The 21,074-nt window shown below is 63.8% G+C and carries 22 protein-coding genes and 2 tRNA genes; 9 read left to right on the top strand and 15 right to left on the bottom strand.

Annotated elements, in window-relative coordinates:
- The first annotated feature begins 45 nt into the window (after positions 1–45).
- Genes B7X65_RS14105 through B7X65_RS14090 form a run of 4 tightly spaced genes read left to right on the top strand, consistent with a single transcriptional unit; the run spans position 46 to position 2,891 of the window.
- Positions 46–1,335, top strand: a complete 1,290-nt coding sequence (locus tag B7X65_RS14105; RefSeq protein WP_293594933.1) for a pitrilysin family protein — start codon at positions 46–48, stop codon at positions 1,333–1,335.
- A gap of 51 nt (positions 1,336–1,386) precedes the next feature.
- Positions 1,387–2,049 carry a 16S rRNA (guanine(966)-N(2))-methyltransferase RsmD gene (gene rsmD / locus B7X65_RS14100; protein WP_293594932.1) on the top strand — a complete coding sequence of 221 codons (663 nt, stop codon included), beginning with the start codon at positions 1,387–1,389 and terminating at the stop codon, positions 2,047–2,049.
- A 54-nt stretch (positions 2,050–2,103) separates the two neighbouring features.
- On the top strand, positions 2,104–2,607 hold the full coding sequence (coaD, locus tag B7X65_RS14095; RefSeq protein ID WP_293594931.1) for a pantetheine-phosphate adenylyltransferase: 504 nt from the start codon (positions 2,104–2,106) through the stop codon (positions 2,605–2,607).
- Between the two features lie 2 nt (positions 2,608–2,609).
- Positions 2,610–2,891 (top strand): YfhL family 4Fe-4S dicluster ferredoxin, encoded by a 282-nt coding sequence (locus B7X65_RS14090; RefSeq protein WP_293594930.1) that lies wholly within the window; start codon positions 2,610–2,612, stop codon positions 2,889–2,891.
- Between the two features lie 579 nt (positions 2,892–3,470).
- Here B7X65_RS14090 and pth read toward each other — a convergent pair.
- The 7 genes from pth to B7X65_RS14055 all read right to left on the bottom strand — a co-directional run bounded on the left by pth (position 3,471) and on the right by B7X65_RS14055 (position 9,629).
- A complete protein-coding gene (gene pth / locus B7X65_RS14085; RefSeq protein WP_293594929.1) occupies positions 3,471–4,097 on the bottom strand; it encodes an aminoacyl-tRNA hydrolase in 627 nt (208 codons plus the stop codon).
- 145 nt (positions 4,098–4,242) lie between these two features.
- A complete protein-coding gene (locus B7X65_RS14080) occupies positions 4,243–4,941 on the bottom strand; it encodes a 50S ribosomal protein L25/general stress protein Ctc (protein WP_293594928.1) in 699 nt (232 codons plus the stop codon).
- A gap of 84 nt (positions 4,942–5,025) precedes the next feature.
- A complete protein-coding gene (locus B7X65_RS14075) occupies positions 5,026–6,000 on the bottom strand; it encodes a ribose-phosphate pyrophosphokinase (RefSeq protein WP_293594927.1) in 975 nt (324 codons plus the stop codon).
- A 246-nt stretch (positions 6,001–6,246) separates the two neighbouring features.
- Positions 6,247–6,323, bottom strand: a tRNA-Gln gene (locus B7X65_RS14070).
- A 106-nt stretch (positions 6,324–6,429) separates the two neighbouring features.
- Positions 6,430–7,284 (bottom strand): 4-(cytidine 5'-diphospho)-2-C-methyl-D-erythritol kinase, encoded by an 855-nt coding sequence (ispE, locus tag B7X65_RS14065; protein ID WP_293594957.1) that lies wholly within the window; start codon positions 7,282–7,284, stop codon positions 6,430–6,432.
- 38 nt (positions 7,285–7,322) lie between these two features.
- Positions 7,323–7,844: a lipoprotein insertase outer membrane protein LolB gene (locus tag B7X65_RS14060; RefSeq protein WP_293594926.1), complete on the bottom strand. Its 522-nt coding sequence runs from the start codon at positions 7,842–7,844 to the stop codon at positions 7,323–7,325.
- Between the two features lie 6 nt (positions 7,845–7,850).
- Positions 7,851–9,629, bottom strand: coding sequence for a tetratricopeptide repeat protein (locus tag B7X65_RS14055; RefSeq protein ID WP_293594925.1), 1,779 nt, complete (start codon positions 9,627–9,629; stop codon positions 7,851–7,853).
- A gap of 64 nt (positions 9,630–9,693) precedes the next feature.
- Between B7X65_RS14055 and mutM the strand changes: the two genes are divergently transcribed.
- From mutM to mutY, 3 genes are all read left to right on the top strand, one after another.
- Positions 9,694–10,509: a bifunctional DNA-formamidopyrimidine glycosylase/DNA-(apurinic or apyrimidinic site) lyase gene (mutM, locus tag B7X65_RS14050; protein ID WP_293594924.1), complete on the top strand. Its 816-nt coding sequence runs from the start codon at positions 9,694–9,696 to the stop codon at positions 10,507–10,509.
- A gap of 74 nt (positions 10,510–10,583) precedes the next feature.
- Entirely contained in the window at positions 10,584–12,554 is a 1,971-nt protein-coding gene (locus tag B7X65_RS14045; protein WP_293594923.1) for a dynamin family protein, read from the top strand.
- 89 nt (positions 12,555–12,643) lie between these two features.
- Entirely contained in the window at positions 12,644–13,696 is a 1,053-nt protein-coding gene (mutY, locus tag B7X65_RS14040; protein WP_293594956.1) for an A/G-specific adenine glycosylase, read from the top strand.
- Between the two features lie 95 nt (positions 13,697–13,791).
- Here the strand turns inward: mutY and rapZ are convergent, their stop codons facing one another.
- The 3 genes from rapZ to B7X65_RS14025 are packed head-to-tail and all read right to left on the bottom strand — an operon-like array spanning position 13,792 to position 17,218.
- Positions 13,792–14,664, bottom strand: a complete 873-nt coding sequence (gene rapZ, locus B7X65_RS14035; RefSeq protein WP_293594955.1) for an RNase adapter RapZ — start codon at positions 14,662–14,664, stop codon at positions 13,792–13,794.
- 38 nt (positions 14,665–14,702) lie between these two features.
- Positions 14,703–16,346: a DNA repair protein RecN gene (gene recN / locus B7X65_RS14030; protein ID WP_293594922.1), complete on the bottom strand. Its 1,644-nt coding sequence runs from the start codon at positions 16,344–16,346 to the stop codon at positions 14,703–14,705.
- A complete protein-coding gene (locus B7X65_RS14025) occupies positions 16,343–17,218 on the bottom strand; it encodes an NAD kinase (RefSeq protein WP_293594921.1) in 876 nt (291 codons plus the stop codon). Before B7X65_RS14025 ends, recN begins: the two co-directional genes overlap by 4 nt.
- A 48-nt stretch (positions 17,219–17,266) precedes the next feature.
- Between B7X65_RS14025 and hrcA the strand changes: the two genes are divergently transcribed.
- Both hrcA and B7X65_RS14015 read left to right on the top strand, forming a co-directional pair.
- The gene (gene hrcA / locus B7X65_RS14020; RefSeq protein ID WP_293594920.1) at positions 17,267–18,286 is read left to right on the top strand and encodes a heat-inducible transcriptional repressor HrcA; all 1,020 of its coding nucleotides are present in this window, start codon (positions 17,267–17,269) and stop codon (positions 18,284–18,286) included.
- Positions 18,287–18,313: 27 nt separating this feature from the next.
- Positions 18,314–18,390 (top strand) — tRNA-Ile (locus tag B7X65_RS14015).
- Between the two features lie 72 nt (positions 18,391–18,462).
- Here B7X65_RS14015 and B7X65_RS14010 read toward each other — a convergent pair.
- The 5 genes from B7X65_RS14010 to B7X65_RS13990 all read right to left on the bottom strand — a co-directional run bounded on the left by B7X65_RS14010 (position 18,463) and on the right by B7X65_RS13990 (position 20,778).
- On the bottom strand, positions 18,463–19,563 hold the full coding sequence (locus B7X65_RS14010) for a tyrosine-type recombinase/integrase (RefSeq protein WP_293594919.1): 1,101 nt from the start codon (positions 19,561–19,563) through the stop codon (positions 18,463–18,465).
- Between the two features lies 1 nt (position 19,564).
- Positions 19,565–19,777 carry a DUF4224 domain-containing protein gene (locus B7X65_RS14005; RefSeq protein WP_293594918.1) on the bottom strand — a complete coding sequence of 71 codons (213 nt, stop codon included), beginning with the start codon at positions 19,775–19,777 and terminating at the stop codon, positions 19,565–19,567.
- A 178-nt stretch (positions 19,778–19,955) separates the two neighbouring features.
- On the bottom strand, positions 19,956–20,207 hold the full coding sequence (locus tag B7X65_RS14000; protein WP_293594917.1) for a hypothetical protein: 252 nt from the start codon (positions 20,205–20,207) through the stop codon (positions 19,956–19,958).
- A complete protein-coding gene (locus B7X65_RS13995) occupies positions 20,207–20,530 on the bottom strand; it encodes a hypothetical protein (protein ID WP_293594916.1) in 324 nt (107 codons plus the stop codon). Before B7X65_RS13995 ends, B7X65_RS14000 begins: the two co-directional genes overlap by 1 nt.
- The gene (locus tag B7X65_RS13990) at positions 20,527–20,778 is read right to left on the bottom strand and encodes a hypothetical protein (RefSeq protein ID WP_293594915.1); all 252 of its coding nucleotides are present in this window, start codon (positions 20,776–20,778) and stop codon (positions 20,527–20,529) included. The genes B7X65_RS13995 and B7X65_RS13990 overlap by 4 nt, the downstream gene beginning before the upstream one ends.
- Between the last annotated feature and the right edge of the window lie 296 nt (positions 20,779–21,074).

The raw sequence follows: 21,074 nt of genomic DNA, 5'->3' as shown, positions 1-21,074 counted from the left end.
GCTATTGGCGCCCTGTTGATGGGGGCTGCAGCCATTTTTCATCCCATGTTTTCATGGGCCGCGATTCCCGTGCAGCACTGGACGCAGCCCTGCGGCGCCAGGGTCTACCTGGTCGAAAGCCCGGCCATCGCCATGGTCGATGTGCAGCTGGACTTCGATGCCGGCAGCCGGCGTGTCGCGGCCGACCAGGCCGGTCTGGCCGGGATCACCGCGTCGCTGCTCTCCAAGGGTGTGGCGGCACGCGGCGGCGAGCCTGCGCTCGATGAAAATGCGCTGGGCGAAGCCTGGGCCGATCTCGGCGCGCAGTTCGGCGCATCGGCGGGTGCCGACCGTTTCAGCTTTTCACTGCGCAGCCTGACCGAGCCGGATCTGCTGGGCCAGGCCATGCGGCTGGCCGCACGCCAGATCGCCGAGCCCTCGTTTCCGGACCCGGTGTGGCAACGCGACCGCCAGCGCATGCTGGCCCAGCTCAAGGAGGCTTACACCCGGCCCGGCTACCGGGTGGCACGCGCTTTTTCCGAAGCGGTGTACGGCAGCCATCCGTACGGCCATGAAACCAGCGAAGCCAGCCTGGGGCGCATCAGCGTGGCCGACATGCGGGCCTTTCATGCGCGCTACATCACGCCCTGCCACGCCCGTGTCAGCGTCGTGGGTGCGCTGACCCGCGCGCAGGCCGACACGCTGGTGACGGGGCTGCTCGCGCGCCTGCCCCAAGGCGACTGTGCGGCAGTGCCACCGCTGCCGGCGGTGGCGGAGGTGGCGCCGCTGGAGCGCGCGCAGCAGATCAACATCCCGTTTGACTCGGCACAGGCGCATGTGCTGATGGGCCAGCCCGGCTACAAACGCAACGACCCTGATTTTTATGCCCTCACCGTGGGCAACTATGTGCTGGGCGGTGGCGGTTTTGTCTCGCGTCTGACCGAAGAGGTGCGCGAAAAACGCGGCCTCAGCTACAGCGTCTCCAGTTATTTTTCGCCGGGCCGCCATGCCGGCGCGTTCACGGTGGGCCTGCAGACCCGTCCCGACCAGGCCGCGCAGGCCACCGCGGTCGCCCGTGAGGTGGTTGCAAAGTTTGTCGCCAAGGGCCCGACACAGGCCGAACTCCAGGCCGCCAAGGACAACCTGATAGGCGGCTTCCCGCTGCTGATCGACAGCAACCGCAAACTGCTCGGCAACCTGGCCAACATCGCCTGGAACGATTTGCCGCTCGATTACCTGGACACCTGGACCGACCGCATCGGCAAAGTCAGTGTCGCGGAGGTCAAGGCCGCGTTTGCGCGCAAGCTGCAGCCTGAAAAAATGGTGACTGTTATCCTAGGCGCTGCTCCCCAGTAAACGGCATGTCCTTTGATGGGATCCATCCCAGGCGCCGCACATGAGCCGTACATGAAATACACCCCAGCCTCCGACAACAAATCTTCCAAACCTGCCGCGCCACGACCGAAATCGGGCAAGGTGGTGGGCCGCAAGTCCGTGCCGCCGGGCGAGATCCGCATCATCGGTGGGCAGTACAAACGCACCAAGCTGCCGGTGGCCAACAAGCCCGGCCTGCGCCCGACGCCTGACCGCGTGCGCGAAACCCTGTTCAACTGGCTGGGCCAGGACCTGAGCGGATGGCGCTGCATCGACGTGTTTGCCGGCACCGGCGTGCTGGGCTTTGAGGCCGCCTCGCGCGGCGCTGCCGAGGTGCTGCTGTGCGAGCAGGATGCCGGCCTGGTGGACCAGCTCAAGGCACTGCAGGCCAGGCTGCACGCCGACATGGTGCGGGTGGAGCGCGGCGATGGCGTCGCCGTCCTCCGGCTGGCAACACCGGCCAGCATGCAACTGGTGTTCCTGGACCCGCCGTTCGATTCGCCGCTGTTCGAGCCCGCGCTCAAGGCGGCGGCGCAGGTGGTGGCCGAGCCCGGTTATGTCTACCTCGAGGCGCCGCAGGCCTGGACCGACGAGGCACTGGCCGACTACGGCCTGCAGCTGCACCGCAGCGGCAAAGCGGGCGCGGTGCACTTTCACTTGCTGGTGCGCAAGAGCGTTTCGCTGGAAGGCGCGTAGCCCTGCAAGCGGCAGGGACTCGCGGCACCACGGTCAGGCGGGCATAATTGCCGCATGGCGACAAGCACCCCGAGTTCCCGTGTGGCGGTTTATTCCGGCACCTTCGATCCCTTCACGCTCGGGCACCAGGACATCGTGCGCCGCGCGGCCGGGCTGTTTGACCGGCTCATCATCGGGGTGGCCGTGGCGCACCACAAGAAAACGCTGTTCAGCCTGGACGCGCGCCTGCAGCAGGTGCGCGAGGAAACCCAAGGCATGGCCAACGTCAGCGTGCTGCCTTTCGACGGCCTGATCATGGATTTTTGCGCGGCTGAGCAGGCCGTCGCGGTGGTGCGCGGCGTGCGCAACCTCACCGACTTTGACTACGAGGCGCAAATGGCCGCGATGAACCGCAAGCTGCGGCCCCAGGTGGAAACCGTGTTTTTGCTGCCGGACGCGCCGCTGCAATGCATCAGCAGCACCCTGGTGCGCGAGATCAGCAAGCTCGGCGGCGATGTGGGCCAGATGGTCAGCGCCAATGTCGCCATCGCCATGCAGCAGGCGCAGAAGGAGGGCTGACCATGGCCTTGCTGATCACCGACGAGTGCATCAACTGCGACGTGTGCGAACCCGAATGCCCGAACCAGGCGATTTACCTGGGCAAGGAAATCTACGAGATCGACCCGAATCGCTGCACCGAGTGTGTCGGCCATTTCGATGAGCCGCAATGTGTGCAGGTCTGTCCGGTGGCGTGTATTCCGGTCAACCCGGCTTTCATCGAAGACCGGGAAACGCTCTGGCAGAAGTACCAGCGCTTGCAGGCAGAGCAGCCTGCGGCGGTGGTGGCAGTGCGTTCTTCATAGTTTTTTGGTTTCCAGCCATTATGTGGCGGGCGCAAGCAGCTATTGAATTCATAGCAACCTCTCCCCACATCTGTCATCCCGGACTTGATCCGGGATCCATGTTTGCTCACCAATCATTTTTTCGAAGGGCTGAAGCTTGCCTGCAAGCCGGGTCTCGCCCCGGCGGGCGAGGTACTTTCTCTTGCGTCGCCAAGAGAGAGTAAGCAAAGAGAAGGCGACCCGATGGTCTGGGTCCTTCCGCTTCGCTGCAGGCAACCTGCGGTGCTCGGCAAAAGCGGGGTCTCGCTCGAACTCGCCTTCGGCTCAGACAATCGCGAGCCCTGATCCGCTTTGACCTGTGCTCCTCGGCCCAGCCTAACGGGTAGGGAACGGAAACGGACGCGGGGAGCCCTGACGCGCAAAGCGCGTCAGGGCCAACGCCGTGGTGGGCGTGATCTAGCGGCAGTGACGTTTGCACGCGGTCGCAGCACACACGGCCAAATGAAGCTCCCCGCCATCGCCCAGCGGGGCGATGGGAGGGGCGGGAGTGGGGAGTTGCGCCTACTGTCCTGGGCAAGCATTTGCCGCAGCGTGACGCCCCTAATCGTTGATGGAGTCGTCAGCCTCAGGCTTGCGCGGTGGCTTGGGCCGCTGTGGCGCGCTGGTGTGGATCAGCATGGTGGCTTTTTCCATCTCGCCGGCGAGCAGGTCGGGCACGGCCTTGAGCGCGCGCGCGATGCTGTCCTCGATCGCCACGCGGTGTTCCTGCGATGGTTTTTTCAGCACCCAGTTGATGACTTCCGACTTCACGCCCGGGTGGCCGACGCCTATGCGCAGGCGCCAGTAGTCGCCCGTGCCGAGCTGGGCATGGATGTCGCGCAGGCCGTTGTGCCCGGCGTGGCTGCCGCCGAACTTGAGCTTGGCCTGGCCGGGCACGATGTCGAGCTCGTCGTGGGCCACCAGGATCTCTTCGGGGACGATCTTGAAAAAACGCGCCAGTGCCGCCACCGATTTGCCCGACAGGTTCATGAAAGTCAGCGGCTCGAGCAGCCAGACGGTCTGGCCCTTGATGGTGGTGCGGGCAACGCGGCCGTGGTAGTTTTTGTCGAGTGCCAGGTTCAGCTTGAGCTCGCGCGCCAGCGCCTCGGTCCACCAGAAACCGGCGTTGTGGCGGGTTGCCTCGTATTCAGGGCCGGGGTTTCCCAAGCCTACAAAAAGTTTGATCATGCTGTGTGATGAGAGGGGAAAACGGTCTGCAGGTGGGGCCCGCCACCGGATTATGGGTGCAGCAAGACCTGGCCCCAAGAAAAACGGCCCTTGACCTCCGGGGAGGACAAGGGCCGCTGGCCTTTCAGGCCGGTGCCGTCAGGAATTACTTCTTGGCAGCAGGCTTGGCAGCGTCGGCCTTGGCGCCGGCTTTGGCTTCCTTGGCGGCAGCGGCCTTGGCGGCCTTGGGATCCACAGGCGCGGCAGCGGCAGCGGCTGCGGCGGCATCGGCTTCAGCCTCTTCCGAAACGGCAGAGACCGACACCAGCACCGGGTTGTCCATGCCGCCTTTGGCGACAAACTTCACGCCCTTGGGCAGCGTGATGTCCTTGACGTGCAGCGAAGTGCCTTTTTTCAGACCGCTCAGATCGACGGCGATGAATTCAGGCAGGTCTTTGGGCAGGCAGGAAATGCTCAGCTCGGTCAGCACGTGGTTGACCAGGCAGTTTTCGGCCTTGACCGCGGGGGACTCTTCCTGGCCGCTGTAGTGCAGTGGCACTTTCATGGTCAGGCGGGTCTTCGCGTCGACGCGCTGGAAGTCGATGTGCAGGACCAGTTGCTTGAACGGGTGCATCTGCAGATCGCGCAGCAAGACCTTTTGTGTCTTGCCGCCCAGTTCCATCTCGAGGACGGAAGCGTGGAAAGCTTCTTTCTTGATGGCGTGCCACAGTGCGTTGTGATCGAGTTCGATCAGCGACGGTTCACCGGTGCCACCGTAAACGATACCGGGCGTGCGGCCCGTGATGCGGAGACGGCGGCTCGCACCCGTACCCTGCTTGGCGCGCTCAAAAGCGACGAATTTCATAATCTTCTCCAAAAGAGGTGGGCCGCGACCAGCTCACCCCGACATAAAAAAGCTGCACGAATGCAGCCGGCTTTTCGCTCCGGATCAGAACAGGTTGTCCTGGTCCGAGAACAAACTCATGACCGACTCACCGTTGGCGATGCGCTGGATTGTCTCGGCAATCAGCGGTGCCACGGAGAGCTGGCGAATTTTCTTGCAGTCCTGCGCGGCCTGGCTCAGCGGAATGGTGTTGGTGATCACCACTTCGTCGAGGGCTTCGCCCTGCGCAATGCGTTCAATCGCGGGGCCCGAAAAAATCGGGTGCGTGCAATAGGCATACACCTTTTTGGCGCCGCGCTCCTTGAGCACCTCGGCGGCCTTGACCAGCGTGCCGGCGGTGTCGATCATGTCGTCCATGATGACGCAGTTGCGCCCGTCGATGTCGCCGATCACATGCATCACTTCCGACACATTGGCCTTGGGGCGGCGCTTGTCGATGATGGCCATGTCGCAGCCCAGCTGCTTGGCCAGCGCGCGGGCGCGGACCACGCCGCCGACGTCGGGCGACACCACCATCAGGTCGTTGTAATTTTTCTGGCGCAGGTCGCCCAGCAGCACCGGCGAGGCGTAGATGTTGTCCACCGGGATGTCGAAAAAGCCCTGGATCTGGTCGGCATGCAGGTCCATGGTCAACACGCGCGAGACGCCGACGGCCTGCAGCATGTTGGCCACCACCTTGGCGCTGATGGGCACGCGTGCCGAACGCGGGCGCCGGTCTTGCCGGGCGTAGCCGAAGTAGGGGATCACCGCGGAAATGCGCTCGGCCGAGGCGCGCTTGAGCGCATCGACCATGATCAGCAGTTCCATCAGGTTTTCATTGGTCGGCGCGCAGGTGGACTGCACCACAAACACGTCACGCGCGCGCACATTCTGCTGGATCTCGACCGTCACTTCTCCGTCGGAGAAACGTCCCACATGGGCGGCCCCCAGCGAAATGCCCAGATGCTGGGCGATCTCGGATGCCATGCTCGGATTGGCATTGCCCGTGAAAAGCATGAAGTCGGAGTGGTGCGGTTGCATGTGTGGCCCAGCGGGTGTCCAGGAAGAAAACGTTGCTGAATGGATAAAAGCAATAAGCGCACTGAAAACACGGACGCCCCGTGTCCGTTCCGTGTCAATGCGGCTTCTGGCCATTTCCTGCCCGGCCAATTCAGCGGCTGAATTGCGCAGGCAGAGCCTTCACCGGAGACACTCAACAGTCAGCGAGCACGGCCCCCGTTGTCGGGTGGCCTAAAAACACGGGCCCCACATGGGACCCGAAAATTTTGGCAGGGGTGGAAGGATTCGAACCTGCGAATGCCGGAATCAAAATCCGGTGCCTTAACCAACTTGGCGACACCCCTACACAGGTAGATTGTCGGACCTGAAAACTGTCAAAGACAGATGTCAGGGGACCGGCAACCAACCCTTTAATCGTTGTTTCTGGAAACACATTCCATGGCCCTTATCTTACCAACCGGCCAGAGGATGTGCATCCAGGTTGCTGCACTTGCGGACCTGCCAGTCGCCCGGGGCGACCGCGAGTTCCATCTCGTGCGGCATATGCGCAAATACAGCACTTCCCGAGCCAGTCATGCGGCCTTGCAAATGCTGCATGGACAGCCAATCGAGGGATTGGCCAACCTGCGGACACAAGGTCTGCGCGACTGGCTGCAAGTCGTTATGGCCGAATTCGTAAACAGAGCCATTTGCGTTTGCAGCAAAGCCTCGGATTGTAGCAGTTTCTGTATCGCGTTTGAGCCCAGGCGAGCGGAAAATGGCGTCGGTCGGCAGCCCGGCAGCGGGCTTGACCACGACAAAGCGGGCAGCAGGCAGGGCCAGTGGCGTGATTTTTTCACCGACACCTTCCACCCAGGCGTGGCCGCCGCTGAGGAAAAACGGCACGTCGGCACCGAGGCCGAGGGCGATGGCCTGCAGTTGCTCCGTTGGCAGCCTGACGCCCCACAGGCGTTGCAGGCTCAAGAGGCAACTGGCCGCATCGGACGAGCCGCCGCCCATGCCGGCCTGCGACGGAATGCGCTTTTCCAGCCCGATGTGCACACCCAGTGGGGTGCCGGTCGCGCTTTGCAGCGCCCGCGCGGCACGCACCACCAGGTCTTCGGCCGGCAGCGCCTCGCTGGCCTCGCTGCCAAGGTCGGTGCGCGTGATCTGGCCGTCCTGGCGCAGTTCGAAATGCAGGGTGTCGCACCAGTCGATCAGCATGAACACCGACTGCAGCAGGTGGTAGCCGTCGGGACGGCGCCCGGTGATGTGCAGGAACAGGTTGAGTTTGGCCGGCGCCGCGACATCGTAGATCGCTTTCAGCGGCGGGGCCGAAGCAGGGCGTGACAGTCCGACTTGCATCAGGGTGCCGCCAGCACGATGCGCAGGTCGGAGCGCGGTTGCGGCATCGTCCGGCTGGCCGAAATCCGGCCCTCGGCCTGTTGCGAAAGATCGGCATTCCAGCCGGCCGCGGCGGTGTTTTTGCCGTCCAGCCAGTCAAACAGCGCCGGCAGCGGCACGGCTGCGCCGGTGGCTTTTTCAATCAGTTCGTCGACGGTGGCAAAGCGCTGGATCTGGTTGCCGGAATCGAGCACGGCCTCCTGCGGCGACCAGCGCAGCACGGCCAGGCTGTTGCCCAACGGGCTGTTCAGCGTCAGCTCGCCCTGCGTGGGGTTGCCCTTGAGTTCGAAGCCGGCAAAAAAGGCCTGGGGCGGCTCGCTTTGCACCTGCAGGCTGATGCGGCCTGCCCAGAATGATTTTTTTTCATCATTTTGGCCTGTAGCCCTTGGTGGACTTGCGCAACCAGCTATGAAAAATGTAGCAAATAACAGGCTCGCCAGCAGGGCGGCCGACCGGCGCAGCGGGGCGTCAAAGACGGTCATGGCGGTTTACAGCCTGACCCGCAGGCGCTTGAGGGTACCCAGCAGCGTCTCGTTCTCGGCGTTGAGCAGCATGCCCTCCTTCCAGATGGCCAGGGCCCTGTCGCGCTGGCCCAGACTCCACAGGACCTCCCCGAAATGCGCGGCGATCTCGGCATCGGGCTTGGCCTTGTAGGCGGCTTCAAAAATGCTCAAGGCTTCGGCCTTGTTGCCCAGGCGGAACTCCACCCAGCCCAGGCTGTCCTTGATGAAGGGGTCCTCGGGTGCGTACTCCAGTGCCTTGAGAATCAGCTGTTTGGCCTCGGGCAGGCGCACGTTGCGATCGGCCAGCGAGTAACCCAGCGCGTTGTAGGCGTGGTGGTAGTCGGGCTTGCGCTCCACCACCTGGCGCAACAGGCGTTCCATTTCCGGCAGCGCATCGAGCTTCTCGGCCATCATGGCCTGGTCGTAGAGAAGCTCGGGTTCGTCCGGGAATTGCGTGACGGCCTGCGCGAGCAGCTCGTAAGCGCTGCGGTATTCCTTTTGCTCGCGCAGCAGGTTGACCTCGGCCATCAGCTTGAGGCGCTTGTCATCGGGGTTGCGTTCGGGCAGCTTGCGGATCAGCTGGCGGGCCTCGGCGAGTTTGCCCTGCCGGGCCAGCAGCGAAGCGCGGCGCACCTGCGCCTGGACCAGTTCCTGCGCATCGGGAATCTTGTTGATCCAGCTTTCCGCTGCGGCGAAATCCTTGCGTTTTTCAGCAATCTGCGCGAGCGACAGGTAGGCCTGGGACTGGCCGCGGCTGGTCTGTGGCTGGGCTTCACCCTGGCCGGCCAGTTCGAGATAACGCAGCAGCGAAGTCTGCGCCGCCGCCAGCTGGTTGTCCTGCAATTGCAGGGAGCCCAGCACCAGCCAGCCTTCGGGGTAGTCGGGCTTGTCGCGCGTGACCAGCTGCAGCTGCGTGCTGGCTTCGGCATAACGCTGGACATCGAGCAGGACGCGGGCATAGGCCATGCGGAGTTCAGGCACGGCCTTGGGGTTGCCCTCGAGGTATTTCTGGACCAGGGCCTCGGCGCGCGGCAGTTTGGGGTCCATCAGTTCCAGTGCCAGCAGGGTCGGCCCTTCAGCCGCGGGGTCGATGGCCTGCCCGCGTTCGGCCGCCTCCAGCGCGCCGGGCTGTTCGCCGGCGGCCAGCCGCATGCGCCCGACGGCGGTCCAGGCGGCTGCGCCCGTGGCGGGGGCCTTGAGCTCGTCGGCCAGTGCCTGCTCAAGCACGCTGGCGGCGAGTTTTTTGTCGCCGACACGGGCAAAAAATCGTGGCAGGCTGGTGATGGCCTGCGGGCGTTCGACCTGGGGCGCGAGCTTCACCTCATTTTTCAGCGGCTCCGTGGTCTCGGTGATGCGGTTCAGCGCCAGCAGGATTTGCAGCACATAACGGTTGGCTTCCCGCGAGGCCGGCTGGGCCTGGCGCCAGGCCTGCGCCGCCTGCAGCGCTGCGTCGCCCGAGCGCGATTGCAGGGCAATGTCGGCTGCGCGCTGGTACAGCTGGGCGTCGTTGGTTTTGCGGGCAGCGTCCAGCATCAGTGAAAAACCGCTCGGGGCATCCCCTTCGCGGGCCGTGAGTTCACCGAGCAGCACCTGGTAGAACAGCTCTCCGTCCAGGCTGGAAGGTACGGGGGTGAGGGTCTGGGTCGCGGCCGGCGCCTCAGGCTGGGCAGCGGGTGGCAAGGCCGGGGCAGGCTGGGCGGTCTGGGCCCACAGCACCGGAACTGCCAGGCAAAGTGCACTGAAAACGCTGATAAGTTGTTTCATCGGACCATGATAATTGAAGCCCTGCGCCCATGTAGGCGTGTTTCCCGATTGCCCCGAGTTGCCCATGCCCGAATTGCCTGAAGTCGAAGTCACCCGCCTGAGTTTTGCCAGTCGCATTGCCGGCGCAAAAATACTGGACCTGCAGATGGGCAAGCCGCTGCGCTGGCCCCTGGGCTGCGATGCCGCGCACCTGACCGGGCACACCGTGCTCGAGGTCCGCAGGCGCGGCAAATACCTGCTGCTCGACACCACCGGCGGCCTGCTGCTGATCCATCTGGGCATGTCCGGCAGCCTGGGTTTCGCTGCAGACTTGCCGCCACCCGGGAAACACGACCATTTCGACCTGCGTACCACGGCAGGCACCTTGCGACTGCACGATCCGCGCCGCTTTGGTGCCGTGGTGTACGCGCCTGCCGAGCACGACGCTGCTGCGCAGAAGCTTCTGGGCCGGCTGGGTGTGGAGCCGCTGACGGACGCCTTTGAGGCGCTGGCCTTTTACCGTGCGCTGCAAGGCAGGCAGACGGCGATCAAGCAGGTGTTGCTGGCCGGCGAGATCGTGGTCGGAGTTGGCAACATCTATGCCTCGGAAGCGCTGTTCATGGCCGGCATCCGTCCGACCGTGCGGGCGGGGCGGCTGAGCAAACCCCGCGCCGCCAGGCTGCATGCGGCAATTCGCAGCGTGTTGACACAGGCGCTTACAAAAGGCGGCAGCACCCTGAAGGATTTTTCCAACGCCATGGGCGAGAGCGGCTACTTCCAGCTCGAAGCCATGGTTTACGACCGGGCCGGCCTTCCCTGCAAGCTGTGTGCGGCGCCGATCCGCATGCTGCGGCAGGGGCAACGTTCCACTTTTTACTGTGTCAACTGCCAGAAACCCTGAACATCCGTCTGCCCGGGGGCTGACCGTTTCCGGTGGGCGATGCTATATTGATTGACCTATGTCCACGGCGCACCATGTCCTTTAACCAACAATTTGACCAGCACGGCGCCTGGCGGCGCGAGTTTGCCTTGCGTCTCAAGCTTTTATCCGAATGGATGAAGGGCCACGACCTGCTCAACGCCGCCGTGGAAGAACGCCTGCTCCGGCTGGAGTCGCAGGTGCGTTCGGACAAGGTCATGGTGGCTTTTGTCGCCGAATTTTCGCGCGGCAAATCAGAGCTGATCAATGCGATCTTTTTCGCCGGTTATGGCCGTCGCATCATGCCGGCCAGTGCCGGCCGCACCACCATGTGCCCGACCGAACTGGGCTACGACGCGGACTCACCGCCCTGCCTGCGCCTGCTGCCCATCGAGACCCGGCTCAAGCCGCAGGCCCTGATGGAGTGGCGCATGGTTCCCGAGAAATGGACACGTGTCGACCTCGATGTGAACGATCCGGTCAAGCTCTCGAAAGCGCTGGAAAAGGTGGCCGAAGTCCGCCACGTCACGCAGGACGAGGCGCGCGCGCTGGGTTTCTGGCATGACGACGCGCCGCAGGACAATCCGCGGGTCAATGCCGACGGTCTGGTCGAAGTGCCCAAGTGGCGCCATGCGCTGATCAATATCGCCCACCCGCTGCTCAAGCAGGGGCTGGTGATTCTGGACACCCCGGGGCTCAACGCGATTGGCGCCGAGCCGGAACTCACGGTGAGCCTGATTCCGCAGGCCCACGCGGTGGTCTTCATCCTGGCGGCCGACACCGGCGTGACCAAATCCGACCTGGCCATCTGGCGTGAACACCTGATCACCGAGGGTGACGACAACGACGCCCGCCTGGTGGTACTCAACAAGATAGACACCCTGTGGGACGCCCTGAGCTCGCCCGCGCAGATCCAGGCCCAGATCGACCGTCAGCGTGCAAGCTCGGCAGAAATTCTCGGGCTGCCGGTGGCGCAGGTCATTCCCGTCTCGGCCCAGAAAGGCCTGGTCGCCAAAGTCACAGGCGATGACAAGCTGCTGCAGGCCAGCTGCCTGCCCGGGCTGGAGCTGGCTCTGGCGCAGGGCGTGATGGGGCAGCGGCAGAAAATACTGCGCTCTGCGGTGGCCGCCGGCATTGTCGAATTGCGTGCTGAGGCCGGCCGCGTCATCCACATCCGCCGCCGCGACCTGGCCGAGCAGATGATCGAACTGCGCGGCCTGCGCGGCAAGAACGACTCGGTCATCAAACACATGCGCTCGCGCATCGAGCAGGAGCAGGTCGAATTCAACGCCAGCGGCGCCAGGATACAGGCCGTGCGTTCCATCCATCTGAAGCTGCTCAGGGAAGTGTTCCACCTGCTGGGCACGCCGACCCTCAAGACGGAGCTGGCCGAACTGACCGACGCGCTCAAGCAGCCCGGCATCAAGCTCGGTGTCAAGAAAGCCTATGGCCAGACCTTTGGGCGGCTGCGCGAAGGCCTGAAGAAAGCCCAGACCACCAGCGCTGACATCCAGAGCATGCTGGGCGGATCGTTCAAGCAGCTCAATGCCGAGTTCGGTTTTTCCCTGCAGGCGCCCAAAGAGCCTGAAATGAACCGTTTCCTGGAGGACCTGGAGCAGATCGAACGCAGCCACCTGCAGTACTTGGGCGTGGCCAACATCCTCAAGCTGGCGCAGCCGGATTTTTCCGAACGGCTGGTGCGGGCCCTGGCCACACGGCTGCGCGTGGTCTACGAGACCGCACTGGGCGAGGTCGAGCTGTGGAACAAGTCGGCGGCTTCTCAGCTGGATGCCCAACTCAAGGAACGCCGCAAGAATTTCAGCCGCCGCATCGAGGCGATCGAACGCATCCAGCAGGCCGCCACCGGCCTGGACGAACGCATTGCTGAAATTGCCGCTCACGAGCGTGCGCTCGATGAACTCGACGGCAAGCTCGACGAGCTGACGGACCAGCTCGTGCATGCACCGGCCAGTCCGCATGACCCGGCTCTGGCGGCTCCGGCCGCAGCAATGATCCAGGCCGCCTGAGCGCGGGCATGGCCCTGACCTCCACGCCCGGCGCCGGTGTGCCCCCGCTGCTTTCCGGGGCGACCGAAACCGGTTCGCAGGCGGCGGCACTGGGCAGCCGTTTTTCCACGCAGGTCGTGCGCTGGCAGAAAAGCCACGGACGCCACAGCCTGCCCTGGCAGAACACGCGTGACCCTTACCGCGTCTGGCTGTCAGAGATCATGCTCCAGCAAACGCAGGTGGCCACGGTGCTCGACTACTACACCCGCTTCCTGGCGCGGTTTCCGGCGGTGGCCGATCTGGCCGCCGCCGCGCAGGACGATGTGCTGGGTTTGTGGAGCGGGCTGGGTTATTACAGCCGGGCCAGAAACCTGCACCGCTGTGCACAGGACGTCGTGCGTTTGCATGGCGGAGAGTTTCCGCAGACGGCGGAGCTGTTGCAAACCCTGCCCGGCATCGGGCCTTCGACCGCTGCGGCCATCGCCTCTTTCTGTTTTTCGGAGCGGGTGGCCATCCTCGACGGCAACGTCAAGCGGGTGTTGACACGGGTTACCGCGTTTTCCGGCGATCTGGCCTCCAGCGCGCAGGAGCGGGAACTGTGGGCCATCGCCACCGAGCTGCTGCCGCGCCGCCAGCTGCCTGAGACCATGCCGCGTTACACCCAGGGCCTGATGGATCTGGGCGCCACGATTTGCACAACACGCCAGCCCTCCTGCCTGCTGTGCCCGGTGCAGGGCATGTGCCGGGGCCTGGCCGGCGGCACGCCGGAAAGTTTCCCGGTCAAGACCCGCAAGCTCAAGCGCAGCGCGCAGTCGCTCTCGCTGCTGTGGGCTGAAAAAGCCGACGGTAGCGTGTGGCTGGAACGCCGCGCTGCGCCCGGCATCTGGGGCGGCCTTTATTGTTTTCCGGTGTTCGACAGCGAAGAGGATTTGCTGGCGGCCTTGCCCGCGTCCCTGCAGTCCCGCCTCGCGGCGATCCAGCCCTTTGTGCATGTGCTGACCCACAAGGACCTGCGCCTGTCGCCCATGGTGCTGGCGCTGTCGGCCCGTGAGGCCAGAAGCATCCGCCTGCCGGGCACGGGGGCCTGGTTTGCGCGCGGCGCCTGGGAGGCCCTGGGACTGCCTGCACCGATCAGGAAGCTGCTCGCGCAGCGCGAGGCCTGATCCTCCGCGGTTATTGATGAAAAAGGCTTCCAGCCGTTGAGGAACGGGCGCAGGCAGCTATCAAAAAGAGAGTAACTGAGTCGCGGCGGCCAGGCTCACGGCGCGGCGTCGAGTTCCCGGTGGCGCTTGAGGGTGACCCAGTGCGGGCCAAAGGCCTGCGCCAGCTGCTCGACCAGGTAGACCGAGCGGTGCTGGCCGCCGGTGCAGCCGATGGCCACCGTCACATAGCTGCGGTGGTCGCGGGCCAGTGCCTGCAGCCAGTGGCCGATGAACTGCTCGATGTGGCGGAACATGTCGCCCACCTCGGGGTAGCCTTGCAGGTAGCTCACCACCGCTTCGTCCTTGCCGGTCAGGCGGCGCAACTCCGGTTCGTAGTGCGGATTGGGCAACATGCGCACGTCAAACACATAGTCGGCGTCGACGGGTACGCCGCGCTTGAAGGCAAACGATTCAAACACCAGGGTCAGCTGGGTGGCCGGTGAGGAAATCAGCGCCTTCACATAACCCTGCAGCTGGGACGGCCGGATCATGCTGGTGTCGATCACATGGGCATGCTCGCGCAGCTCGCCAAGCAGTTCGCGCTCCTCGCCAATCGCATCGACCAGGGCCCGCTGCTGGTCCAGGTCGTCCCGCCGCGACAGCGGGTGCATGCGCCGGGTTTCCGAAAAGCGCCGCACCAGCGTGTCGGTGCTGGCGTCGAGAAACACCGATTGCACGGACACGCCTTCTTCCCTCATCTGGGCCAGTTGCAGCGGCACCAGCGGCAGCGAGGTGGCGCTGCGCACGTCCATTGCGATCGCCACCTTGCTGGCGCCGTGCTGCTTTTCCAGCGCGACAAAAGGCAGCAGCAACTCAGGCGGCAGGTTGTCCACGCAGTAGTAGCCCGCGTCTTCCAGGGCATGCAGCGCGATGGATTTGCCGGAACCGGACATGCCGGTGATCAGCACCATGTCCATATCCGGGGCCATGCTCGGAGCCCTGTCCGGGGTGAGGTCGGTGGCGGTGTTCATTGGCCCAGCATCTCCTTGGCGTGGGCCAGTGTGGTGCCGGAGAGCTTTTCGCCGCCCAGCATGCGGGCCACCTCGGCCACCCGCTGCTCGCTGTGGACCAGCTCGACGGTGCTCACGGTCTGGCCCTTGTCCGGGCGTTTGGCCACCATCAGGTGATGGTCGGCACAGGCTGCGACCTGCGGCAGGTGGGTGACGGCCATGACCTGGCGGTCCTTGCCGAGCTGCTTCATCAGGCGGCCCACGGTTTCGGCAACGGCGCCGCCGACGCCCGAATCGACCTCGTCAAAAATCAGGGTCTGTGCCTGCCCGAGCTGGCTGGTGGTCACGGCGATGGCCAGCGCAATGCGCGACAACTCGCCGCCCGAGGCAACCTTGCCGACCGGCCGCGGCGTGCTGCCGCTGTGGCCGGCCACCAGAAATTCTGCCTGCTCGAGGCCATGCTGCGCGGGCTGCTCCAGCTTGCCCAAGGCCACTTCGAACTTGCCGCCCTGCATGCCCAGGCCCTGCATCGCCTGTGTGATGGCCTTGGCCAGCAGGGGCGCGGCCTTGCTGCGGGCTTTCGACACCTGGCGCGCTGCGTCCATGTAGACGGCCTGGGCCCCTTGCTCGGTTTTCTCCAGGCCGACGAGGTCGGCCGCCGCATCGAGTTTTTGCAGCTCGCTGCGCCAGGCGGACAGCAGTTCCGGCAGCTCGGCCGGCGTGCGCTTGTAGCGGCGTGCCAGGCTGACCCACAGCGAGAGGCGCTCATCGAGTTCGGCGAGCCGCTGCGGCTCCAGCTCGGCATGCCGCGCGTAGCCGTTCAGCGAATGCACGGCATCTTCAACCTGCGCCAGGGCACTGCTCAAAACATCGATCAGCCCTTTGAATTCGGGCTCAATATGCTCCTGATTCTGTAGCGCGGTGAGGGCACGGCCCAGCAGGGCGCTGGCGTTGTCGTCGGACTCCTGCAGCGCATCGACCGCAGTCTGCACTGCATCGCGCAAGGCCTGCACATTGGACAGCCGGCTGTGCTGCGTGTTGAGTTCTTCCCACTCGTGCTCGCCCGGTGCCAGCTTGTCGAGTTCGCCGATCTGCCAGGCCAGGCGTTCACGTTCGCGCTGCAGGCTGTCCTGCGCCTGGCGCGCGTCAAGCAGGGCCTTGTGCGCGTTGCGCCAGGCCTGCCACGGCTGCGCCAGGGCCTGGGCCGGTACGCCAGCGTAGGCATCGAGCAGGCCGCGCACCGCCTCGGGCCGGGTCAGGCTTTGCCAGGCATGCTGGCCGTGGATGTCGACCAGCAGGTCGGCGATCTCGCGCAGCTGGGTGGCCGTGGCCGGGCTGCCGTTGATCCAGGCCCGGCTTTTGCCCTGGGTGTCGATCGTGCGGCGCAGCAGCAAGTCGTCTTCTGCGGCAAAGCCGGCCTGGTCCAGCCAGCCGGCCAGAGTGGCCGGCGCGTCGAAGGTGGCACTGATCTCGCAGCGCTGCGCGCCCTCACGCACCACACCGGCGTCGGCGCGTGCGCCCAGGGCCAGTTGCAGTGCGTCGATCAGGATGGATTTTCCGGCACCGGTCTCGCCGGTGAGGACGGTGAAGCCGCTGTCCAGGTCCAGCGCGAGTTCGCGCACGATGACAAAGTCGCGCAGGGCGATGTTTTTAAGACTCATACCGCACCTTCATTCCAGTGAAGTTTTTTCCGCAGGGTGTCGAAGTAGCTCCAGCCCCGGGGATGCAGGAAACGCATCTGGTATTCCGAGCGCCGCACCGTGATGCGGTCGCCGTGCAGCAGGGTGGCCAGCGACTGCATGTCAAAATTGGCGCTGGCATCGCGGCCCGCGACAATTTCCACGGTGACCTCGCCGGTGTCGGGCAACACGATGGGCCGGTTCGACAGCGTGTGCGGCGCAATCGGCACCATGACCCAGCCGGAAATCGAAGGATGCATCAGCGGACCGCCCGCCGACAGCGCATAGGCGGTGGAGCCGGTGGGCGTGGCAATGATCAGGCCGTCGGCGCGCTGGTTGGCCACAAAACGGCCATCGACTTCGACCCTGAGCTCGACCATGCCGGCCGTGGCGCCGCGGTTGACGACCACGTCGTTCATGGCGGTGGCACTGAAGACGCAGCGGCCGTCACGCATGACTTCGGCCTGCATCATCCAGCGCCGGTCTTCCTCGTATTCGCCGCGCAGCATGGGCTCGAGCGCCGTCTGGAAATCCTCGAAGGCAATGTCGGTGATGAAGCCCAGGCGGCCCTGGTTGATGCCGACCAGCGGCACACCGAACTGGGCCAGCTGCCGTCCTATGCCCAGCATGGTGCCGTCGCCGCCGACCACCAGGGCCAGGTCGCAATGCGCACCGACGCCGGCCACATCGAGCACCGGGTAGTGCATCAGGCCGGTGTTGCTGGCCGTGTCTTTTTCCAGCGTGACCTCGCAACCCTGCGTGTGCAGGAAGCCGGCAATTTCCTCCAGCGCCGAGAGTGAACCCTGTGCGTGGTACTTCCCGATCAGGGCGACGTGACGAAATTGCGACTTCATCGCCAAATTACATCACAACATCCTTGCCAAGCTTCGTAGAATGGCTTCATGCTTGATGAACGTGCCCGACTGTTGTTAAAAGCGCTTGTGGAGCGCTACATCGCCGACGGTCAACCGGTCGGTTCGCGCACCTTGTCCAAGGCCTCCGGACTGGACCTGTCGCCGGCGACCATACGCAATGTCATGAGCGATCTGGAGGATCTGGGCCTGATCGTCAGCCCGCACACCTCGGCCGGCCGCATCCCGACCGCCCGCGGTTACCGCCTGTTTGTCGACACCATGCTGACCATGCAGCGCGACCAGTATTCGTCGCTCAGCGCGCTGGGCACACCCCGCCTGGCACCGGACCAGCCGCAAAAGGTTTTCAGCAACGCAGCCAACATCCTGTCGGACCTGTCGCAGTTTGTCGGTGTCGTGATGGCCCCGCGCCGCACCTCCGTGTTCCGCCACATCGAATTTCTGCGCCTGTCCGAAAAACGCATCCTGGTCATCATCGTTTCGCCCGACGGCGATGTGCAGAACCGCGTGATCTTCACCGAGACCGACTACACCCAGAGCCAGCTCATCGAGGCGGCCAACTTCCTCAATTCGCATTACGCCGGCATGGCGATCGAGGAAGTGCGCGAGCGGCTGGGGAGCGAGGTGGAAGCCCTGCGCGGCGAGATCGCCAGCCTGATGCAGGCGGCCGTGCAGGTCAGCAGCGAAGCGATCGAGTCGCGCGACGAGGTGGTGATCTCGGGCGAACGCAACCTGCTGGCGGTCAGCGATTTTTCCAGCGACATGGGCAACCTGCGTAAGTTGTTCGACCTGTTCGAGCAGAAAGCCCAGCTCATGCGCCTGCTCGATGTGTCCAGCCGGGCCGAGGGCGTGCGCATCTATATCGGCGGCGAAAGCCAGGTCGTGCCCTACCAGGAGCTGTCCATCGTGACCGCACCCTACGAGGTGGACGGCAAGGTCGTGGGCACCTTGGGCGTGATCGGGCCCATGCGCATGCCCTATGAAAAAATGATCCAGATCGTCGACATCACGGCCAAGATGGTCAGCAGCGCACTGAGCCACAGCAAGTAGGGCCGGTACAATCGGCACTGGCGACGTGGGGCGTTAGCTCAGTTGGTTAGAGCAGAGGACTCATAATCCTTTGGTCCACAGTTCAAGTCTGTGACGCCCTACCATAGCCAATAACGATAGTTCGCTATCAACATTATAGCAAAACTTCCGCAAAAATAGGATGCTGTTCCGCAAAATCACCGGATCGGCCTTACTTTTTTGCCGACTTTGTGCCGGATGTAGTCGGCTGTCATCGCCTCCGTCGCGTGTCCAAGAATTGACTGCGCGGCCTTGGTTCCGGCTTTGTCATCGGTGGCCGTCGCTACCTTTGCGCGGAAGTCCCGGAACTGGAAAACATCCTTTTCGATCCCCGCAGCCTCGCGGGCCTTGTCGAATCTGTAGCGCAGCGCGTCCTTGCGCAGTGTCTCGCCGTTCTCGTTGACCAGCAGTGTCAGCGAATGCACCGGCTTACCTCGCTTAAATTCCCTGATTTCCTCAAGCAAGACCTCCAGATCACCGGATACCTCAATCCTTAGCTTGGCCTTGGTCTTGCCTTGTTCGACGTGTAGCAGGCCATCCCGCACGTCTGTCTCACTCATGCGCAGAACATCCCCCGGCCTCTGCCCCACAATGTCGGCCAGGCGCATCGCAAAGATCAGCGGCTGGTCGGCGTGCGCCTTGACCAACTCAACAAGCGCGCTATCTGGCGCGGCGTCCCGGCCATCTTCCTTGAAGCCGTTAACGCCGGTACATGGGTTCGGCATGGCGGTAAACCCTTCTTCGCGGGCATAGTTCCACATATGCGAGAAAAGAGCCTTGGCGCGGTTTGCCCGCACTTGCCCGTGCGTGCTTTTGATCTTAATGGGTGCTTGCTTTTTCTCGACTCTGGCGACATTGCGCAGCTCTGCCGCCTTTTTGGCCTCTGCCGCCCGCCAGCGCATGAACTGCCGGATGTGTTGCGGCTCGACGGCATCCAGCGGGGCGGGTGGATCATTGAAGAATTTCAGCAGCCATGCCTTTTCCTGCTCGTTGTCCTTTCGCGTCAGCGGCGCCTTGTTCGGCACGACCTCAAGGAAATAGCGATTCAAGGCGTAAGCGACGGTAATCACGCCGTCCGCTGGCTTTTTCGAGCCGGTGAGTTCGCCCCACTTTTGCACGGCCATCACGTAATCACTGCCCAAAGGAATCTCGCGCCGGGGCTTTTCTCCGGTATCGAGGTAATAGTGGATCAGCTTGCCACGCGGGCGGGCGCGCATCCCTTTGGGTAGATTGTTCCAGCGGCTCGGTTTTCTGCCCATGTCAGGCTCCAACTAGGCGGGGTTTCCAGGATTGCGGAACAGCCTGCAAGGGTGCGCGCTGATCCACAGTGCTACGCAACACGACGGGATGGCCGGTTGCGTTCACCCTGAATGCTAAACCTTCCTTACGCAGCCATGCAATCTGGTGTGATTTCAACTTGCGGCCAGTCAGACGCATCAGCTCGGCGTCCTCAAGAAACAGGCTGTCGCTCATGCCACACCTCGCAAAAACACCTCGACCATAGCCCGCTGCCGACACCGTGCAAGCGTCCAGCCCGTCCGGTCCTGAATCAGCCGCTGTAGAACTGCGTCAATCTGCTGCCGTGTTGGCGAACCGCACTGATCAGCCGTAGCCTGCGACTTGCGGCAAGCCTTTTTTCTGGATTGCTCGCTCATGGTGTCTCGGCTCCTTGATCTTGCCCCGTGGGTGCGGCACGGCGGGCATCTCGCACGGTTTGAATAAAACCCAAGTCTTTCCCGCAACTACGGCATATCGCGCTGCAAGCTCTGTTCTCAAAATATTCAACGTGTTTGCAGCGGTATTTGCGCCATGAGTCAATCGCCCATACTGCCGCTAAAGCCAAGCCAACCAGCCCGCCAGCGGCAATCCCAACAATGTCGCCAAGGGTGATAAAAATCTGCATCACTCCCCCTCCTGTTGACCGATAGCGGCGGCAGCGCGGACTATTGCGCGGCGGGTTGCTGCTTCGATTCCGCCGTACTTGTGGGCCTCGCACGCCTGCCACATTTGATCTGGACGACGCGCAGCGGTCCCGTATCCGTTGTCGATGTGGATTTGCAATTTGACAGCCACTGCAAGCTGTAGCGCGTGGGCGTCATCCTCAAGTGGGTGCCACCAGCCGTGACGGGCCTTGTAAACGCCGTCAGCGTCCGAGTACACGACCGGCTGGGCCAACTCAATGCCCGCAGCCTTAGCCGCCCACTCCAAAAGCTCGCGGTCAGTCATGATTTCTCCTTGTCAGCGCTGGCAGGATTGGCGGGGGTGATGTTGTGGGCTTGTTTCATTTGGCCGGTGGCAAGCACGTCACCGCGTGCAGGCTCGACTATCCGTTTCACTGCAAACCCCACCGGCTTACCGTCTTCGCTGACAATGACCATGTGATGCGTCAGCCCGCAGTCGCAGCATGAGAACGCGAAAGGCTTGGTGGATTCCAATGTGATGCCTTCGCAGTCGATTAGTTGTTCGGTTTTCATGGGAGCCCTTCACGCGACGGGGTTGTGGAACGGCGGCTTTGGGGCGCCAGCCGCAGGGTTTGGGCGTCTTACTCCATCCAGACCGGCCACCCAGCCACCTTGTTCGGGGGCGGGGTTTGTGGTGGCCATGCCCAAAGGCGGATCGCACTGCTCGGCTAAGCGGACGCAGCCCACGGCGGCACAGCGGCGCTTTTCTGCGCAGTTGGTGCAGCGAATTGGCCCGTCGCAGTCGGCTATTGCGCGAGAGACTTGGGCCAGCTTGGATTTCCTGCGCTGCTGCTGCCATCCGATGGCGT

It is taken from the genome of Polaromonas sp. 39-63-25 (assembly GCF_002278925.1).
Classification (GTDB): Bacteria; Pseudomonadota; Gammaproteobacteria; order Burkholderiales; family Burkholderiaceae_C; genus Polaromonas.
Note: the sequence above shows the minus strand (reverse complement) of the source record. Positions and strands in the feature narration are given on the sequence as shown.

Bases quoted from the DNA above. Each gene is read 5' to 3' on its own strand.
- B7X65_RS14080 (WP_293594928.1), bottom strand. From the start codon at position 4,941: ATGAAATTCGTCGCTTTTGAGCGCGCCAAGCAGGGTACGGGTGCGAGC.
- B7X65_RS13990 (WP_293594915.1), bottom strand. From the start codon at position 20,778: ATGAAAACCGAACAACTAATCGACTGCGAAGGCATCACATTGGAATCC.
- B7X65_RS14055 (WP_293594925.1), bottom strand. From the start codon at position 9,629: ATGAAACAACTTATCAGCGTTTTCAGTGCACTTTGCCTGGCAGTTCCG.
- coaD (WP_293594931.1), top strand. From the start codon at position 2,104: ATGGCGACAAGCACCCCGAGTTCCCGTGTGGCGGTTTATTCCGGCACC.
- B7X65_RS14025 (WP_293594921.1), bottom strand. From the start codon at position 17,218: ATGAAGTCGCAATTTCGTCACGTCGCCCTGATCGGGAAGTACCACGCA.
- B7X65_RS14010 (WP_293594919.1), bottom strand. From the start codon at position 19,563: ATGGGCAGAAAACCGAGCCGCTGGAACAATCTACCCAAAGGGATGCGC.
- rapZ (WP_293594955.1), bottom strand. From the start codon at position 14,664: ATGGCCCCGGATATGGACATGGTGCTGATCACCGGCATGTCCGGTTCC.
- pth (WP_293594929.1), bottom strand. From the start codon at position 4,097: ATGATCAAACTTTTTGTAGGCTTGGGAAACCCCGGCCCTGAATACGAG.
- B7X65_RS14005 (WP_293594918.1), bottom strand. From the start codon at position 19,777: ATGAGCGACAGCCTGTTTCTTGAGGACGCCGAGCTGATGCGTCTGACT.
- rsmD (WP_293594932.1), top strand. From the start codon at position 1,387: ATGAAATACACCCCAGCCTCCGACAACAAATCTTCCAAACCTGCCGCG.
- B7X65_RS14090 (WP_293594930.1), top strand. From the start codon at position 2,610: ATGGCCTTGCTGATCACCGACGAGTGCATCAACTGCGACGTGTGCGAA.
- B7X65_RS14060 (WP_293594926.1), bottom strand. From the start codon at position 7,844: ATGACCGTCTTTGACGCCCCGCTGCGCCGGTCGGCCGCCCTGCTGGCG.
- mutM (WP_293594924.1), top strand. From the start codon at position 9,694: ATGCCCGAATTGCCTGAAGTCGAAGTCACCCGCCTGAGTTTTGCCAGT.
- B7X65_RS14105 (WP_293594933.1), top strand. From the start codon at position 46: ATGTTTTCATGGGCCGCGATTCCCGTGCAGCACTGGACGCAGCCCTGC.
- B7X65_RS13995 (WP_293594916.1), bottom strand. From the start codon at position 20,530: ATGACTGACCGCGAGCTTTTGGAGTGGGCGGCTAAGGCTGCGGGCATT.
- B7X65_RS14075 (WP_293594927.1), bottom strand. From the start codon at position 6,000: ATGCAACCGCACCACTCCGACTTCATGCTTTTCACGGGCAATGCCAAT.
- B7X65_RS14045 (WP_293594923.1), top strand. From the start codon at position 10,584: ATGTCCTTTAACCAACAATTTGACCAGCACGGCGCCTGGCGGCGCGAG.
- B7X65_RS14000 (WP_293594917.1), bottom strand. From the start codon at position 20,207: ATGCAGATTTTTATCACCCTTGGCGACATTGTTGGGATTGCCGCTGGC.
- hrcA (WP_293594920.1), top strand. From the start codon at position 17,267: ATGCTTGATGAACGTGCCCGACTGTTGTTAAAAGCGCTTGTGGAGCGC.
- recN (WP_293594922.1), bottom strand. From the start codon at position 16,346: ATGAGTCTTAAAAACATCGCCCTGCGCGACTTTGTCATCGTGCGCGAA.